The 16,777-nt window shown below is 66.1% G+C and carries 14 protein-coding genes; 3 read left to right on the top strand and 11 right to left on the bottom strand.

Features of this window, described 5'->3' with window-relative positions; genetic code table 11:
• The first annotated feature begins 7 nt into the window (after nucleotides 1-7).
• The gene (locus PGP17_RS00725; protein ID WP_135944801.1) at nucleotides 8-1,219 is read left to right on the top strand and encodes an ammonium transporter; all 1,212 of its coding nucleotides are present in this window, start codon (nucleotides 8-10) and stop codon (nucleotides 1,217-1,219) included.
• Here PGP17_RS00725 and PGP17_RS00720 read toward each other — a convergent pair.
• From PGP17_RS00720 to PGP17_RS00690, 7 genes are all read right to left on the bottom strand, one after another.
• Nucleotides 1,216-1,494 (bottom strand): YrhK family protein, encoded by a 279-nt coding sequence (locus PGP17_RS00720; protein WP_270373741.1) that lies wholly within the window; start codon nucleotides 1,492-1,494, stop codon nucleotides 1,216-1,218. The genes PGP17_RS00725 and PGP17_RS00720 overlap by 4 nt on opposite strands.
• A gap of 70 nt (nucleotides 1,495-1,564) precedes the next feature.
• Entirely contained in the window at nucleotides 1,565-2,404 is an 840-nt protein-coding gene (gene rsmI / locus PGP17_RS00715) for a 16S rRNA (cytidine(1402)-2'-O)-methyltransferase (protein WP_270373740.1), read from the bottom strand.
• Between the two features lie 54 nt (nucleotides 2,405-2,458).
• Nucleotides 2,459-2,806: a hypothetical protein gene (locus PGP17_RS00710; protein ID WP_135944798.1), complete on the bottom strand. Its 348-nt coding sequence runs from the start codon at nucleotides 2,804-2,806 to the stop codon at nucleotides 2,459-2,461.
• A 14-nt stretch (nucleotides 2,807-2,820) separates the two neighbouring features.
• A complete protein-coding gene (locus PGP17_RS00705; RefSeq protein WP_270373738.1) occupies nucleotides 2,821-3,114 on the bottom strand; it encodes a DUF883 family protein in 294 nt (97 codons plus the stop codon).
• A 97-nt stretch (nucleotides 3,115-3,211) separates the two neighbouring features.
• Nucleotides 3,212-3,352, bottom strand: a complete 141-nt coding sequence (locus PGP17_RS00700) for a hypothetical protein (protein ID WP_174234997.1) — start codon at nucleotides 3,350-3,352, stop codon at nucleotides 3,212-3,214.
• Between the two features lie 52 nt (nucleotides 3,353-3,404).
• On the bottom strand, nucleotides 3,405-3,575 hold the full coding sequence (locus PGP17_RS00695) for a DUF1328 family protein (protein WP_135944796.1): 171 nt from the start codon (nucleotides 3,573-3,575) through the stop codon (nucleotides 3,405-3,407).
• A 64-nt stretch (nucleotides 3,576-3,639) separates the two neighbouring features.
• Complete coding sequence (locus PGP17_RS00690) at nucleotides 3,640-3,945, bottom strand: hypothetical protein (RefSeq protein ID WP_135944795.1); 306 nt, start codon at nucleotides 3,943-3,945, stop codon at nucleotides 3,640-3,642.
• A 254-nt stretch (nucleotides 3,946-4,199) separates the two neighbouring features.
• Between PGP17_RS00690 and selD the strand changes: the two genes are divergently transcribed.
• Nucleotides 4,200-6,410: a selenide, water dikinase SelD gene (gene selD, locus PGP17_RS00685; RefSeq protein ID WP_270373736.1), complete on the top strand. Its 2,211-nt coding sequence runs from the start codon at nucleotides 4,200-4,202 to the stop codon at nucleotides 6,408-6,410.
• On the opposite strand, the gene mnmH is transcribed toward selD, so the two are convergent.
• From mnmH to putP, 3 genes are all read right to left on the bottom strand, one after another.
• A complete protein-coding gene (mnmH, locus tag PGP17_RS00680) occupies nucleotides 6,391-7,452 on the bottom strand; it encodes a tRNA 2-selenouridine(34) synthase MnmH (protein ID WP_270373735.1) in 1,062 nt (353 codons plus the stop codon). The two genes, selD and mnmH, sit on opposite strands and share 20 nt — an antisense overlap.
• Nucleotides 7,453-7,462: 10 nt before the next feature.
• On the bottom strand, nucleotides 7,463-10,621 hold the full coding sequence (gene ileS, locus PGP17_RS00675) for an isoleucine--tRNA ligase (protein ID WP_270373734.1): 3,159 nt from the start codon (nucleotides 10,619-10,621) through the stop codon (nucleotides 7,463-7,465).
• 181 nt (nucleotides 10,622-10,802) lie between these two features.
• Nucleotides 10,803-12,356: a sodium/proline symporter PutP gene (gene putP, locus PGP17_RS00670; protein ID WP_135944791.1), complete on the bottom strand. Its 1,554-nt coding sequence runs from the start codon at nucleotides 12,354-12,356 to the stop codon at nucleotides 10,803-10,805.
• Nucleotides 12,357-12,700: 344 nt separating this feature from the next.
• Here putP and PGP17_RS00665 point away from each other — a divergent pair, with 344 nt between their 5' ends.
• Nucleotides 12,701-14,851: a penicillin acylase family protein gene (locus PGP17_RS00665; protein ID WP_270373733.1), complete on the top strand. Its 2,151-nt coding sequence runs from the start codon at nucleotides 12,701-12,703 to the stop codon at nucleotides 14,849-14,851.
• Between the two features lie 238 nt (nucleotides 14,852-15,089).
• On the opposite strand, the gene PGP17_RS00660 is transcribed toward PGP17_RS00665, so the two are convergent.
• Nucleotides 15,090-16,613, bottom strand: coding sequence for an aminoacyl--tRNA ligase-related protein (locus PGP17_RS00660; RefSeq protein WP_270373732.1), 1,524 nt, complete (start codon nucleotides 16,611-16,613; stop codon nucleotides 15,090-15,092).
• Nucleotides 16,614-16,777: the final 164 nt, after the last annotated feature.

Raw genomic sequence — 16,777 nt, 5'->3', positions numbered from 1 at the left:
CGAGCCCATGGAAACGAGTGCTTTTGCCGCCGGAGACGTCGCGTGGGTGCTGACCGCCTGCGCCCTGGTGCTGATGATGACCGTGCCCGGTCTCGCGCTCTTCTATGGCGGGATGGTCCGGCGCAGTAACGTGCTTTCCACGCTGATGCAGTCGCTGACGGCGGCAGCGCTCGTGACCCTGGCCTGGGTCCTGATCGGTTATTCGCTCGCGTTTGGCGGAGAAGGCATTTTCGTGGGCGGGCTCGCCCGGCTCGGGCTGGCGGGCATGACCCCGGACTCGGCCTCTGGCGGGCTGCCCGAAAGCGTCTTCGTGCTGTTCCAGATGACGTTCGCGATCATCACCGTGGCGATCATTGCCGGGGCCGCGGCGGAGCGTCTGAGCTTCAAGGCCTGGGTCATCTTCGTGCCGGTCTGGCTGATCGCCGTTTACGCGCCCATCGCGCACTGGGTCTGGGGCGGCGGCTTTCTGAGCGAAGCCGGCGTTCTCGACTTTGCCGGCGGCGCGGTGGTCCACATCAACTCCGGCGTGGCCGGCCTGATCCTGGCGCTCAAGCTCGGCCCGCGCCGGGGCTGGCCGCACGAGGGCCAGCCGCCGCACAATCTCGTGCTCACCGTGATCGGGGCGGGCCTGCTCTGGGTCGGGTGGTTCGGATTTAACGGAGGGTCGGCGCTGGCTGCCGATGCGCTGGCCGGTCACGCCGCGCTGGTTACCCAGATCGCGGCGGCCTCTGCGGCGCTCGGCTGGGCGGGCCTGGAATGGGCGTTGCGCGGCAAGGCGAGCGTGCTGGGCGCGGCCTCGGGCGCCGTCGCGGGCCTGGTCGGGATCACGCCGGCGGCCGGCTTCGTCTCGCCGGGCGCGGCCGTCGCCATCGGCCTGCTCACCGCAGGCGGGACGTACGCAGCCGTCAACCATCTCAAATCCGCGCTCAAGTTCGACGACAGCCTGGATGCGTTCGGCCTGCACGGTGTGGGCGGCTTCATCGGCGCCATTCTGACAGGCGTCTTCGCCAGCAGCGCGATCGGCGGCACGCCGGGCCTGATCGAAGGCAACGCCCTGCTGGTCTGGACCCAGACCTGGGGCGCGCTGGCCGCGGCGGCCTACTGCGCGGTCCTGACCTTCGCGATCCTGTGGGTGATGGAGCGCTTCATCAAGCTGCGGGTCGAGGAAGAAGACGAAGTCACCGGTCTCGACGTGGCGCTTCATGGGGAGAGCGCCTAGTCGGGTCGTGCAGGGCGGGACGGCCTACCTCGCCGTCCCGCCCGGCCCGGCGCACCGGAGCCGGAGTTCCAGTATTTGACCGCCATATTGCCGGCCGCACCGATCAGCATGAAGAGCGACCCGACAATGAACAGCCAGACGCCGACCGTCTTGTAGGCCTCCAGGGCGGGCAGGAAAAACAGGCTTCCGGCAAAGAATGCGGTGTTGCCGAGCACACCGATGCCGGTATGGATCCAGCCGTATTCGTGGATCAGAACATGAAGCGGGTGAGCCATCGCGATCCTCCGGTCTTGCCTGACCGGGCAACGCGGAAATCCGGCGCCATGTTTCGTGGCAAGCCGGATTTCAGTTCGTCTGCGTATCGGTATCCGCATCACGGCCCGCCGCGGCCTTCCTGGCCTCGGCGGCGGCCTCTTGCTGGGCGAGTCGGCGTTTGCCCTTGCCCTTGCCCTTGGTCCTGACCGGCTTGGCCTGAGCGCGCACGGCCTCGATGTCGACCGGCTTGATCGTGGCGCCGTCGATCACCACCATGATCTCCCCGCGCGGCGGCCCGGCGAAGCGCTCAACGAGCTCATCCAGCGTGCCGCGCACGGTTTCTTCGTAGGTCTTGGTGATTTCGCGGCACACCGCCGCGTCCACATCGCCGCCATAGACCTCGCGCGCGTCGCGCAGCAGGTCGGGCAGGCGGTGCGGCGCCTCCATCGCGATCAGCGTGCATTGAAACTGTGCCGCTTCGGCCAGCCAGGTCTTGCGCTGGCCTTCCTTGCGCGGGGGAAAGCCCAGAAACACGAAACGGTCGGGAGCAAAGCCTGACAGCACAAGGGCCGCCAGTACTGACGAAGGGCCGGGAACCAGCTCGATTTTCAGGCCGGCCTCGCGCACAGCCTGGACCACGCGGTATCCCGGATCGTTGATGACCGGCATGCCGGCGTCGGAAACCAGAGCCACGGTTTCGCCGCGCTCGACGAGCGCGGCGATCCCCGATGCGCTGGCGCGCTCGTTATGGTCGTGGCAGGCGATGAGGCGTTTGGGCTCGATCTTGTAATGGTCGAGCAGCTTGCGGGTAACGCGCGTGTCTTCGGCTGCGATCGTGTCGGCCTCGGACAGGATCCGGACCGCGCGATAGCTCATGTCTTCCAGATTGCCGATCGGGGTGGCAACGAGAACCAGCCTGCCTTCATTCATGACCGGTCTTCTAACCCTGAAAGGGCCGGGCGAACAGCCGCGCTCTTGCGGTGATTACAGAACTTTCTGGATCACCTTCATGAGCAGGTCGGGCCGGCGTCCCAGCACGACACCGACCGCCACCATCGCGCCGACCGTCTCGACCGGCTTTTTCTGGATGGAATCTTCCAGAAGGCCGATGAGACCGGCAATCGGGGCGGGCGGCTCCTCCTTCTTCTGTTCCTGGCGGAACAGGAAGGTAATGGCGGCCGCAGATGCGAGCAGCAGATAGGCACCGGCCACAACGGCGCTGGCGATCGACACCGTCCAGGTGACGGCCAGCCAGTACCACAGGGCATGTGTCCCGAATATCAGCGCCACGATCGGTCCGAGCGCGGCGACGATCAGAAGTAGGATTCGCAACAGCTCACCTATTCCTATTTGCGCATGAGGAGTGCGGCAAGAAAGCCCACGCCTACGGCTGCGCCACACGCTGACAGCGGATTGTCACGGATATAGCCGCGCACATCGTCAGTCGTCTCTTCGATCTCGTCGGCCGCATTGCTGGCGGCCTTGCGCGTGCGCTTGACGCCTTTGTCGGTTTCCTGCTGGGCGATCTTGGACAGGTCGCTGACCAGTTGGTTCACGTCCTTGCGCAGGGAAGCAATATCATCTTTCACGGTGTCATACTCCACGTCATCAGATTTCGGGGTGGTCGTGCGGGTAGCCATAGGGCACCTCCTGATGCTCAAGGTCTTTCAAACCTCAGGCGGCCGCCCGGACGAGTCCAAGCGGCCGCCTTCGAGGTGTGGCCGATAAGCGTGCGGCCTAGCCGTCCAGCTCATCGCCGGCATCTTCGACAGCTTCGTCGACGTTTTCGCCGGCTTCTTCCATCGGGCCATCGTCTTCACAGGCGGCCAGAAGACCGATGCTCGACAGGGCGGCGACAATAAATGCGGTACGTTTCATGGATTTCGTCTCCTAGTGGTCACTTATGGTGATCGTGTGAGCGGGTGTTCGGTCAGGGCCTGCGTCCGCGAAGGGCGCCAGCCAGAAGCGCGACGACGAACAGAATGACAAAGATAAAGAAGAGCCATTTGGCGATGGTGGCGGCGCCGGCGGCGATGCCACCGAAACCGAACACCGCCGCAATGATGGCGATGATGAAAAAGGCGAGGGCAAGTCTCAGCATATCGGTCCTCCTGCAAACCTGGTGCTATGGGCGTTACAGGGCTTCAAACGAGCCGGGTGGATTATTAGTTCCCAACTGCGACGCGCGAGCGAGGCCGGGTCCAGTCGATGATCCGGCGCGGGCCCGGCGGCAGCGGGCGCGAACACGCCGTCATCGCCTTGTCGAACCAGCTGTAGCACTCGCGCGTCTCGCGGATCTTGCGGCGGGTATAGGCGCTCACCGGAATCAGCATCGCAAAGCCGAACGCCACCATGAACGCGCCGAGCGGAATCGGTGTGACGGCCAGCGCTGCCCCGGCGACAATCAGGAAGATTGCCGAAGCGCGCGTGATCTCGCGCCGGATGAGACTTTGCGGGTATGTCGCACGCATGGTTCTTGATCCTTGTTGGCAACCGCCGCGCCCGACAGGAGCGCGGCGTGCAGGATAGAGAACGTGAGGGTATGAGGCCGGTTCCCGGCGTGCACTGCTGGCCAGGCGAAGGTGCGCCGCCCCCGCGGGGCTGGCTCAAACGCCGGCCGACGGCGCATCACGCCACCGGGCAGACCGCTCGCGATCGCGCGAAAACCCACTGCGGTCTGTCAGCTTTGTTTCGACCTCGCCCCGGCTTCGGCTAAACCTGCCCCATGCAGACTGCGGCACCTCACACGATCGATCTGGTTCTGGCGGGCGGCGGCCATGCGCACGCTGTCTTCCTGCGGATGTGGGCGATGAAGCCGTTGCCCGGCGTGCGGGTCACCCTCGTCAATCCGGCTCCGACCGCGCCCTATACCGGCATGCTGCCCGGCTATGTCGCAGGCCACTACACCGCAGACGAGGTCGAGATCGATCTGGTGCGGCTTGCGCGCTTTGCCGGGGCGCGGCTCATTCTCGATGAGGTCACCGGGCTCGATCCTGAATCCAGCCGCCTGCGCCTGGCCGGGCGCCCGCCGCTCGATTTCGACGTCTGCTCGATCAATATCGGCATCACCTCGCGCTCGGGTCTGGCAGAGGGTGATGGTGCGCAGCGGGTCAAACCGATGCAGCCCTTTGCCGAGGCCTGGGACGACTACATACATGCGGTCGCTGAAGGCCGCGCTGAACCCGACGCCGCGGTGATTGGCGCGGGGGCAGGCGGATGCGAGCTCGCGCTCGCCATGCATCATCGCCTGAGCGAGGTCTCCGGGCAGCCGGTCCGGGTCAGCGTCGTCGATCGCAATGAGACGGTGATGTCGCGCGAGCATCCCGCTCTGGCGCGGCAGCTTCGCACGCAGCTCGACCGGTGCGGCGTCGCCGTACTGACCTCGCATACCGCCGAACGCGTGACGGCGGAGGGGCTTGTGCTGGACAGCGGCGAGACGGTGCGGGCCGGCTTCGCCGCCTCGACGGCGGGCGCCCGGCCGGCAGACTGGCTGGAGGCGTCCGGCCTTCAACTGGAAGACGGTTTCATCGCCGTGGACGAGACGCTGCGCAGCCTCAGCCATCCTCATATCCTGGCCGCAGGCGACATCGCCCATCTCTCCCATGCGCCGCGTCCCAAGGCCGGGGTCTATGCGGTGCGGGCGGGCCGGGCCCTGCACGCCAATCTCACCGCCATCCTCTCGGGCGGTGACCCTCGCGCCTTCCGGCCGCAGCGCGACTATCTCAAACTGGTCAGCCTGGGCGAGCGGCGCGCGGCCGGGGAAAAATGGGGCATCGCGCTGTCGGCGGGCTGGCTCTGGCGCTGGAAGGACCGGATCGACCGCAAATTCATGGCCCGCCTGAGCGACCTGCCCGCCATGACAGGGCCGGACGCGGTGCGCGGGCCGGTCGCGCTGGGCGTGCGCGACATGGAAAGGCGCGACATGCTGTGCGCCGGGTGCGGGTCGAAAATGGCGCGCTCCGCCCTCGACGACGCGCTTGGCGCGCTTGCCCCGCCACGCCGTGCAGACACGGTGAAGGGCGCAGGCGACGACGCGGCGGTGCTGCGCTGGGGCGAGAGCGGCGAGCAGGTGGTCACGACCGATCATTTTCGCGCCTTCACCGACGACGGCTACGTGCTCGGGCGCATCCTCGCCGTGCATGCGCTGGGCGACATCTGGGCCATGGGCGCCGCCCCGCAGGCCGGGCTCGCCTCGCTCACCCTGCCGCCCCAGTCGGCCACGCTCCAGTCGCGCACCGCGCGCGAGGTGCTGGCCGGAATGCAGAGCGCGCTGGAGCCGGCCGGGGCCGATCTGGTGGGCGGACATACTGCGCAAGGCGCCGAGTTCACCGTGGGCCTGACCGCCACCGGTCTGGTCCCGCGCGGCGGCGCGATCGGTCAGGACGGCCTCCAGCCCGGCGATGCGCTCATTCTGACCAAGCCGCTGGGCACCGGCACATTGCTGGCCGGCGAGATGCGGCAGAAAGCGCGCGGCCGCGATGTTGCCGCTGCCTTCGCGATCATGCAGCAGGAAAGCGGTGCGGCCGCCGCCACGCTTGCCCCTCACGCCCGCGCGATGACGGACATCACCGGCTTCGGCCTGGCCGGTCATCTGGGCGCGATGCTTATCGCCTCCCGGGCCGGGGCCGTCATCGACCTCGATAGGCTGCCGGTGCTGGAGGGCGCGCTCGACCTGATCGCCGCCGGCGTCGTCAGCTCCATCCATGGCGATAATCTTGCGGCTGCCGGCGGCGTGCTGGACCGGTCGGCGAAGCCGCTCGCCTCGCCGCGCGGCCAGCTCCTGTTCGACCCGCAAACGGCCGGAGGGCTTCTTGCCGGAGTGCCCGGCGACCGGGCCGAAACCTGCCGCGCCGCGCTCGAAGCGGCAGGCTATGCCGCGGCCATTATAGGCCGGGTCGTCCTCGGCCCGCCCACGATCACGTTCGGACCGCTTTGACTTCGTCGGCGATCCGCCGCGCCAACGCCTCCAGCCCCGACGCGTCCAGAGTGTCAGCCTCCAGCGTGGCGAGGGTCTCTCCGCCGATCCGGGCGCGTGAGCGGGCATAGGCCGGGTCGTAATGGTGTTCGATCAGCCCGGCGGCGAGGGCTTCGAACGCCCCGGCTTCGGCCAGATCCTGCCACTCGGCGACGCGCGCCTTGCCGGCATGCTCTTTAAGCGCCAGCAGGCAGGCGTCGAGCCGCTCGCCGTTGGCGCACAATTCTGGATAGGCCTCGACCAGGTGACGGGCGCGCGCGGCGACCGGCGCGCGGACCTCGATGCGCGGGGCCGCCTCCATCGCCTGCCACAGCACGGGGGGAAGTGTGCGCAGGCCGACCTTGCTGGATTCGGCTTCCACGATGACGGGCCGCTCCGGGTCGAGCCGTGACAGGGCATGCCATAGCGCGCTTTCAAATCCCTTCTGGCTCGGCTGGGCGTCGAGGCCGAGCCCGCCGAAGATCGACCCGCGATGGCGCGCCAGGCCTTCCAGGTCCAGCGTCTGGACTCCAAGCGCGTCCAGAAGCGGCAAAAGCGCGGTCTTGCCCGTCCCCGTATTGCCGTCCAGCAGGATGACGGGCGGCAAAGGCATGTCGCCATAGAGCGCGGTCTGGATGTGGCTGCGATAGGTCTTGTAGCCGCCCTTCAGCGTGGCCGCGGGCCAGCCCACCTGCGTCATGATCAGTGCCATCGAGCTCGAGCGCTGCCCGCCGCGCCAGCAATAGATGAGCGGCGTGTATCCGGCCGGTCTGTCCGCCAGCGCGGTTTCGAGATGACGGGCGATATTGCGCGAGACCAGCGCCGCGCCCATGCGCCGCGCCTCGAAACGGGAGACCTGCTTGTAGGTATAGCCGACCTTCGCCCGCTCCTCATTGTCGAGCACGGGCAGGTTGATTGCGCCCGGCACGTGGTCCTCGTCGAACTCGGCCGGGCTGCGCACGTCTATGATGTCGTCGAACCGCTCGATCAGGGAGGCGTCGAAGCTGTCGACCGGATCGCGCATCGCGTGTGGGTCAGCTCCCCGCCGGGGTGATGGACAGGCGCACCGTCTCGCCGCCAAGCTCCACGCTGCGCGTCGCCGACAGTCCCTGCTCGCGCACGATCGCGGTCGCCAGCGCTTCGGACTTTAAGAACGCGTTGTGGCTCTCGATGATCTGCGCCCAGCGGTCGGAGGCATCGTAGGAAATCGCGATACGCTGGCTGAGATCGAGGTCCATCTCCTTGCGCGCGGTCTGGATTTCCCGGTTCAGGTCGCGGGCGAGGCCCTCATGCTCCTGGTCCTCGTCCACCGAGATGTCGAGCACGATGGCGCCGGTGCCCGCGAAGGGTTCGGCGGCGCTGCCGTCCGGGGTCACCACCCGCATCTCGAACTCGTCGGCGGAAAGCGTCTCGCCGGCCACGCTCGCCGTGCCGTCGTCATTCAGCGTGAACTCGCCCTGCCTGGAGGCGGTCATCACCGTCTTCATCGCCGGGCCGAGACGCTTGCCGATGCGCGGATCGACCTTCAGCTCCAGCGAGCCGTGCGCGCCCAGATCGGTGGACAGGCGCACGTCGCGCACATTCAGCTCTTCCGCGATCAGGTCGGTGAAGGGCGCCATGTTTTCCGCGTCGGCGTGAACCAGGGTCAGCGATTTGAGCGGCAGGCGCACGCGCAGGCGGAAGCGTTCGCGCACGGCCAATGCCGCCGAGCACGCGCTGCGCACCAGGTCCATGGAGCGCGACAGCGCATGGTCCTGGGCAAAGGCGTCCGCCGTCGGCCACAGCGCCAGGTGCACCGAGCGCTCGCCGGTCAGGTTCTTGTAGATCTTCTCCGCGACGATCGGCATCAGCGGCGCCATCACCTTCGCCGTCTGGACCAGCACGGTGTAGAGCGTGTCGAAGGCGCCATTGCGCGAGGCCTGCTCGGTCGTGCCCCAGAAGCGGGCGCGGCTGCGGCGGATATACCAGTTGGTCAGCGCGTCGAAGAAGCTGGAGGCTTCGGCGTGCGCGCGCGGGATGTCGAACGCGTCCAGCGCGCCGGACACCGACTGGGCGAGCTCGCCCGCCTTGGTCAGGATATAGCGGTCGAGCGCCTCCTCGGCATTCTCGATCAGCCGGGGGCGGCGCTCTTCCAGATTGGCGTAGAGCGAGAAGAAGGAATAGGCGTTCAGGAAGGGCTGGATCGCCTCGCGCCCGACCGCCGCGATCTCGCGCGATTCCTTGGGCACCAGGAGGTTGCCGCCCTGCAGCACCGGCGAGGAGCACAGGAACCAGCGCATGATGTCCGAGCCGTAGGAATCGAAGAATTCCAGCGGGTCGGGATAGTTGCGCAGGCGTTTGGACAGCTTCTGCTTGTTCTCGTCCAGCACCACGCCGTGACAGATCGCGTTCTTGAACGGCGGACTATCGAACAGCATCGTGGACAGCACCATCAGCGTATAGAACCAGCCGCGCGTCTGGGCGACGTATTCCACGATGAAGTCGGCCGGGAAATTGGTCTCGAACCAGTCCTTGTTCTCGAACGGGTAGTGGACCTGGGCAAACGGCATGGAGCCGGAATCGAACCAGACGTCGAACACTTCGGGCACGCGGCGCATGGTCGACTTGCCGGTGGGATCGTCCGGGTTGGGCCGGGTCAGCTCGTCGATATAGGGCCGGTGCAGATCGGTGATCTCGACCCCGAACTCGGCTTCCAGCTCTTCGATCGAGCCATACACATCGACGCGCGGATAGTCCGGGTCGTCGCTGACCCAGACCGGGATCGGCGTACCCCAGAAGCGCGAGCGCGAGATGTTCCAGTCCTGCGCGCCCGCCAGCCAGTTGCCGAAAATGCCGTGCTTGACGTGGGAAGGCTCCCAGTTGATCTGCTCGTTCAGCTCGACCATGCGCTCGCGGAAGTCCGACACGCGCACATACCAGCTCTCCACCGCCTTGTAGATCAGCGGCTCGTCGGTGCGCCAGCAATGGGGGTAATTGTGGTCGTAGGTGTCGTGGCGGAAGAGTTTTCCCTCTTCCTTCATGCGCTGCATGATCGGCTTGTTGGCGTCGAACACCAGCATGCCCTCATAGTCGGGCACCTCGCTGGTATAGCGCCCGGCCGCATCGACCGGCACGACCACGCCGATGCCCGCCGCGCGGCAGGCGGTCAAATCGTCCTCGCCAAAGCCGGGGGCCATGTGCACGATCCCCGTGCCGTCCTCGTCGGTGACGAAGTCGGCGAGCAGGATCTGATGCGCGTTCTCGAACCGGCCCTTGAAATAGGGGAAGGGCGGATCGTAGCGCAGGCCTTCCAGTTCGCGGCCCTGTACGCTGCCGGTCTGCTCATAGCCTTCGAGCTGCTTCTTGTATTTTTCCAGCGCGTTGGCCGACAGGATCAGGCGCTCGCCATCCTTTTCCATGATCGCGTAGGTGATGTCGGCTCCCGCCGCGCACGCCAGGTTGGACGGCAGGGTCCAGGGCGTCGTCGTCCAGATCAGGAATTTCGCGCCGGACAGATCGCCCTGGCCCGCCTCGATCTCGAAGCCGATCGTGACGGCCGGATCGGTGCGGTTACGGTAGGAGTTGTCGAGCCGGGTCTCGAAGTTCGACAGCGGGGATTCCACCGCCCAGCTATAGGGCACGACGCGATAGTCCTTGTAGACCAGCCCCTTCTCCCAGAGCTGCTTGAACGCCCACAGCCCGCTTTCCATGAAAGTGGTGTCGAGCGTCTTGTAGTCGTTCTCGAAATCGACCCAGCGCGCGGCGCGGGTGACATATTCCTCCCACTCGGCCGCGTACTTCATCACGCCTTCGCGCGCCGCCGCGTTGAACTTGTCGATGCCCATTTCCACGATGGCCTTGCGCCCGGAAATGCCCAGCTCCTTCTCCGCGGCCAGCTCTGCGGGCAGGCCATGGGTGTCCCAGCCGAAGCGGCGCTCGACCCGCTTGCCCTTCATGGTCTGGTAGCGCGGGATGATGTCCTTGGCGAAGCCGGTCAGGAGGTGGCCGTAATGGGGCAGGCCGTTGGCGAAGGGCGGGCCGTCATAGAAGACGAACTGGTCGTTCTCGGGCCGCTCGCTGACCGAGGCGCGGAACGTGTCGTCCGCTTTCCAGAATTGCTGAATCTCGCGATCGATCGCAGGCAGGTTCACCGGGCTGTCGAGCACGGGAAAATGGGTCTTGGATTTGGACTCCTGCGAGGATGATCCGCTCATCGCGCATACTTTCTTTATTACGTCGTTGAAGTCCCGCGCGCCGGAGCGGCTGCGGGCGGCAAACTGAACCTGTGTGATTATTGATCCGCACCGGCGATTGCAAGGCTGGGGCCCTTAACGGCAAACAGCCGCCCCGGTATGGCCGGGACGGCTGCTGCAGTCGCGATGAAGGCTTGCGGGCCTAGCTCCGCATCTGGCCTTCGACATCGGCATGGGTGTCCATCACGCCGGCCTTGGGGCCGGGGGTGATCAGGCTGACACCGAGGATGGTCAGCGTGCTCAGGATGAAGCCGGGCACGATGGAGTAGAGCGCATCGTTGAACGGGACGAGACCCGCCTCGGTCGGCATCAGCGGCACATAGGTCCAGACCAGAACGGTGACGGCGCCGGTAATCATCCCGGCCAGCGCGCCCCAGCGTGTCATGCGGTTCCAGAACAGGGACAGGATGACAAGCGGGCCGAAGGCCGCGCCGAAGCCGGCCCAGGCATTGGACACCAGCGTCAGCACGTTGGAGTCCGGATCGAGCGCCAGCAGGCAGGCGACGATGGCGACCACGACGACCGCGATGCGTCCAACCAGCACCAGCTCTTTCTGGCTCGCCCCGCGGCGCAGGAAGATCTTGTAGAAATCCTCGGTCAGCGAGCTGGACGAGACCAGAAGCTGGGAGGAGATCGTGGACATGATCGCCGCCAGGATGGCCGCCAGCAGGAAGCCGGCGATATAGGGATTGAACAGGATCTGCGAGAGCACGATGAAGATCGTCTCCCCGTCGAATGCCCCGTCGACCAGATAGTTTTCCGGGGTACCGTTCTGGAGAACGTAGGCCAGGCCCACCAGGCCGGTCGCCAGCGACCCGACGATGGTAACGAGCATCCAGCTCATCCCGATATTGCGCGCAGTCGGGATGTCCTTGTGCGAGCGGATGGCCATGAAGCGCACGATGATGTGCGGCTGGCCGAAATAGCCCAGACCCCAGCTCATCGCCGAGATGATGCCGACAATGCCGACCCCGCCCATCAGCGAGAAGGACCAGGTGTCGGCGAGACTGAGCTCCTCGGCCCTCGCCGGGTCGATATTGTTCAGCGTGTCGCTCAGCCCCTCGAATCCACCAATGCCGGTCAGGGCCACGATGGGCACCATGACCAGGGCGATGAACATGATCACGCCCTGCACGAAGTCGGTCATGGACACGGCCATGAAGCCGCCCAGCAGGGTATAGAGCACGACCACGCCGGCGGTGACGGTCAGGCCGAGCGTGTAGGGCAGGCCGAAGGCGGAATCGAACAGCTTGCCGCCGGCCACGACGCCGGACGAGGTGTAGAGGGTGAAGAAGATGATGATGACGATGGAGGAGATGACGCGAAGCAGGCGCGTCTTGTCGTCGAACCGCTTCTCGAAATAGTCCGGAATGGTGATCGCGTCGCTCGCCGTCTCGGTATAGACGCGCAGGCGCGGCGCCACGATGAGATAGTTGGCCAGCGCCCCGAGCAGCAGGCCGATCGCGATCCAGGCCGCACTCATGCCGGTGACGAACATCGCGCCGGGAAGGCCGAGCAGCATCCAGCCGGACATGTCCGATGCCCCGGCCGAGAGCGAGACGACCGCCGGTCCGAGCTTGCGCCCGCCCAGCAGATATCCCGAGGAATCGTCGGTGGATTCTCTGAAGCCGTAGAGCCCGATCCCGATCATGATGAGAAAATAGGCGGCGAGCGAAACGCCCGTTCCAAAATCCATGTCTGTGTCCGTTTCCAATTCACAAAACTGATCGAACCGGCGAAGTGCCAGCCAGCGCTCTTGCGCCATGGCCGGGTCGAGGACCCTGTGTGCGTGCTCGCCTCGTCAGGCCGTCCGGCCGTGATGAGGCGTGCGAAATGAGAGCATTTACCCCCGCAAAAGCCGCGCAGAGCCAACACGGGGGGCGCGCAAAGGTCAAGGGTGATCCCCCGCGCGGCGATTTCAAGCCGGTTCGGACCTGTGCTGCCGCCGTGTCTTGCGAAAGTTGTGAACATTGTTCGCTTGCCTGTTCGGGCTGTGCGCCTAACCTTGCGCGATAAAAATCCAGCGGGAGGAAAATGGGCATGCTTCGATTTGTCGGATTCGGGCTGGCGGCCGTGCTCGCCGCCGCCCTCGTCGCCGCGTTCGCCCTCGGGCTGCGCCTGACGCCGGGACTGGAACGCGACTTCGATCCCGAGGCCGCCCGCGAGATGGCCGCCGGCTATTCTGCGGAGATCGTGCGCGACGAATGGGGCGTGCCGCGCATCATCGGGGTCAGCGACGCCGATGCCGCCTTCGGGCTCGCCTACGCTCATGCCGAGGACGATTTCGAGACCATCCAGGCTTCGCTGCGCGCCGGTCTCGGCGCGGGGATGATCGCCGCGAACGAGGAGGAGGCGCGCACCAGCTATCTGGTCCAGCTGCTTCGCATCCGCGAGGATGTCGAGGCGGGTTATGAAAGCGAACTGTCGCAGGAGGCGCGCGCCTTCGCCGAGGGCTATGCGGCCGGGCTCAATCTCTACGCGGCCAATCATCCCGGCGAGCGGGTCTCGCGCGATCTCTTCCCTGTGACCGGACAGGACGTGGTCGCGCTGTCGTCCTTCTTCAGCCCGCTGTTTTACGGCTTCGGCGACACCGTCGCCGAGATCATGGCGCCGCAGGCCGAGCGCGACCCCGCGCAGGGCCAGGCGCTGCAGGTGTTCTTGCAGGAGGGGTCGAATGTCGCGCTGGGATCGAACGCCTTCGCGATTGCCCCGTCGCGCTCCGCGGATGGCGCGACGCGCCTGATCGTCAATTCCCACCAGCCCACCGACGGTGCGCTGGCCTGGTATGAGAGCCATCTCATCAGCGGCGAGGGCCTGAACTTTGCCGGCGGCCTGTTTCCCGGCGCGCCCGTCCTGCATCTGGGCACCAACCCCGATCTCGGATACGCCGCCACGGTCAATTATCCCGACCTGATCGATGTCTACGCGCTGACCGTCTCCGAAGATGGCGACAGCTACGAACTCGATGGCGAGATGCGCGATTTCGATCGCCGCACCGCGCGCATGACGGTGCGCCTGTTCGGCCCGTTCGCCTGGCAGGTCACGCGGCCCGCCGACTGGTCGGCGCATGGCCCGGTCCTGCACGCCGACCACGGCAGCTTTGCGGTACGTCACGCCACGATGGGCGATATCCGCTTTGGCGAGCAGGCCTTCGCGATGATGAAGGCGCGCACCCTGGCCGAGTTCGAGAATGCCCTTGAGATGGGCGCGATGGGCAATACCAATCGCATCGTCGCCGACCGGCAGGGGCGCATCGCCCGCTTCTATGTCGCGCGCATGCCCGATCGTCTTGCCGATGCCGGTGTGGACTGGACCGGCGTTTTGCCAGGCGACCGCTCGGACCTGATCTGGGATGATTTCGCGCCGGTCTCGGCCCTGCCGCACATGATCGAGCCGGACGCGGGATACGTGCTGGACGCCAATCATTCCCCGTTTGAGGTGACGCTGGGCGCGGACGATCCCGATCCGGCCGACTACCCGGCCGAGTTCGGGATCGAGACCAACATGACCAACCGGGCCCTGCGTGCCACTTCGCTTCTGGCCAGAGATCCGGACGGGCGGACCACGCAGGGCGAGCTGATCCAGATCAAATACGACGACGCCTACGACGAGGAGAGCCTGGCCGCGCAATTGCGCGACGCGATTGCGTCCACGCCCTTCGAGGACGCCGCAGTGCGCGAGGCCGCGGAACGCGCCGGGGCCTGGACCCTCTCGGCCTCGCGCGAAAACCGCGGCGCGGGCCTGGTCCTCATGACCTACTACATGACCGAGGGCGAGGACGTGCTGGCCGAGCTGGAGACCGCTTTCCCGCGTGCGGTCGAGTGGCTGACGGCCCATCACGGGCGGATCGATCCCGAATGGGGCGAGATCAACCGGCTGATCCGCGGCGAGGTGAATCTGCCGCTCGATGGCGGGCCGGACACGCTGCGCGCGGTCTATGGCCAGCCTCGCGAGGACGGCACGCTGCGCATGGTGGCCGGCGACGGGCTGACCTACATCGTGGAATGGCGCGAGGACGGCACACAATCGGTTCTGGCCACGCACCAGTACGGCGCATCCAACCGCCCCGGTGCCGATCACTACACCACCCAGATGGAGATGTTTTCGCGCGAGGGCCTGCGCCCCGTGCCGATGAGCGAGGCGGCGGTGCGCCGCGCAGCGGTCGAGATCTACCGGCCCGGCGAGGAATAGGCGCGCGGGGGACGGAACGCGACAGGCGGGGCCGATCGCTATCCCCGGGTCAGCCGCTCGTCTTCTCCCCGTCTGTCCGTAGAATTATAACCGGACGGGCGCCACGGAAACCGTCACGGGGGTAACGGTCTGAGGTCATGGAAACAGTGGACCGATATGCGCGAATAGCGGACTCATCGCGGCTCTGCGCACGGCGATCATGCCGGGATAACATCGCATCTGCGCCGTCCTTCGGACCTCAGTAGGACTTGGCGACGATGATGTTCTCCACGGCTTTGTCGCCGGTGAACACGCAGCTGCCGCGAATCTCGCCCTGGTCGAACGGGGCGACGCGTACGGTCAGCTGATGGTCCTTCAGGCGCTTGATGACGGTTTCCAGCGCGTCGCCGGTCGGCCGGCTCCAGGCCAGCTTGGCAAAGGCGGGCTCACCTGATTTGAACAGGGCAACCATGTCCTCGAAGCTCTCGACCTGGTGGGTGTGCTCGGCCAGGAAAGCGCTCGCCCGGTCATAGAGGGCGGTGTGAATCTCGGCCAGTGCCGCGGCCGCCATGGCCGGGAAGTCCGCACGTTCGACGATCTGGCTGTTGATTTTGCCGTCCTCGGTGCGCAGCGCATCGCGGCGCAGGAAGGCGACCTTGCCGTTCTCAACGTCGCGCGCGCCGATCTCGCAGATCAGCGGCGCCCCCTTCTTGACCCAGCGCCAGCGCTTGTTCTGGGCCTTGTCGGCGTCCAGGTCGACGCGGACCCGCACCGGTTCGCCAAAGACCGATTGCGCGCGAAGCGCCTCGGCCAGCTCCTGGCAGTATGTTTTGATCGCCTCGTCGGCGTCCCCGCCCTTGAGCATGGGCACTAGAATGACTTGCTGAGGGGCGACACGCGGCGGCAGGCGAAGACCGTCATCATCGCCATGGGCCATGATGACAGCGCCGATCATCCGGGTGGAAAGTCCCCAGCTCGTCGTGTGCGCGTGTTTCCATTCACCCTGGTCGTCCTGGAACTGGATGTTCTGCGCCCTGGCAAAATTGGTTCCGAGATAATGCGAGGTTCCCGATTGCAGCGCCTTTCCGTCCCGCATCATCGCCTCGATGGTCAGGGTTTCTACCGCACCGGGGAAGCGTTCATGCTCCGGCTTATGCCCGTCTATCACCGGCAGGGCGAGCGCGTGGACCGCGAAATCTCGGTAGACGCCGAGCATGCGCTCGGTCTCGGCCATCGCGTCGGCCTCGTCGACATGGGCGGTATGGCCTTCCTGCCAGAGAAATTCGCTCGTGCGCAGGAACATGCGCGGGCGCATTTCCCAGCGCATCACATTGGCCCACTGGTTCAGGAGTAGCGGCAGGTCGCGGTAGGAGCGCACCCACCGGCTCATCGCCGACCCGATGATCGTCTCCGACGTCGGGCGCACGATCAGCGGTTCTTCGAGCTTGGCTTCAGGATCGGGCTGAAGCTTGCCGTCGATCACCTTGAGCCGGTGGTGGGTGACCACCGCCATCTCCTTGGCGAAGCCGTCCACGTGCTGGGCTTCCTGCTCGAAATGCTTCAGCGGAATGAGCATCGGAAAGTAGCAGTTCTCGTGCCCGGTCGCTTCGATCGCACCGTTCAGGATCGCTTTCATGCGCTCCCACAGCCCGTTGCCCCAGGGCTTGATGATCATGCATCCGCGAACGCCGGACTCCTCGGCCAGGTCCGCCTCACGCACGGCAGCCTGATACCAGGCAGGGAAGTCTTTGGTTTGGGACACGTCGAGAGCGGAACGGGACACGGCAACACGCCTCAGGGTTTCAAGCGGTGGAAGGATGGACGCCGGGCATGGCGCCCGGAGCTTTAGCCCAACCACATCGCCGCAGGCAAAATGTCAACGAAACTCTGTAGCGAGGGCTCGTCTTTCCGCCGCGCGGTTTGCCGCCTTGAGGCAGAACCTTGTGA

The sequence above is a fragment of the Marinicauda sp. Alg238-R41 genome (genome assembly GCF_947331485.1).
GTDB lineage: Bacteria > Pseudomonadota > Alphaproteobacteria > Caulobacterales > Maricaulaceae > Marinicauda > Marinicauda pacifica.
Note: the sequence above shows the minus strand (reverse complement) of the source record. Positions and strands in the feature narration are given on the sequence as shown.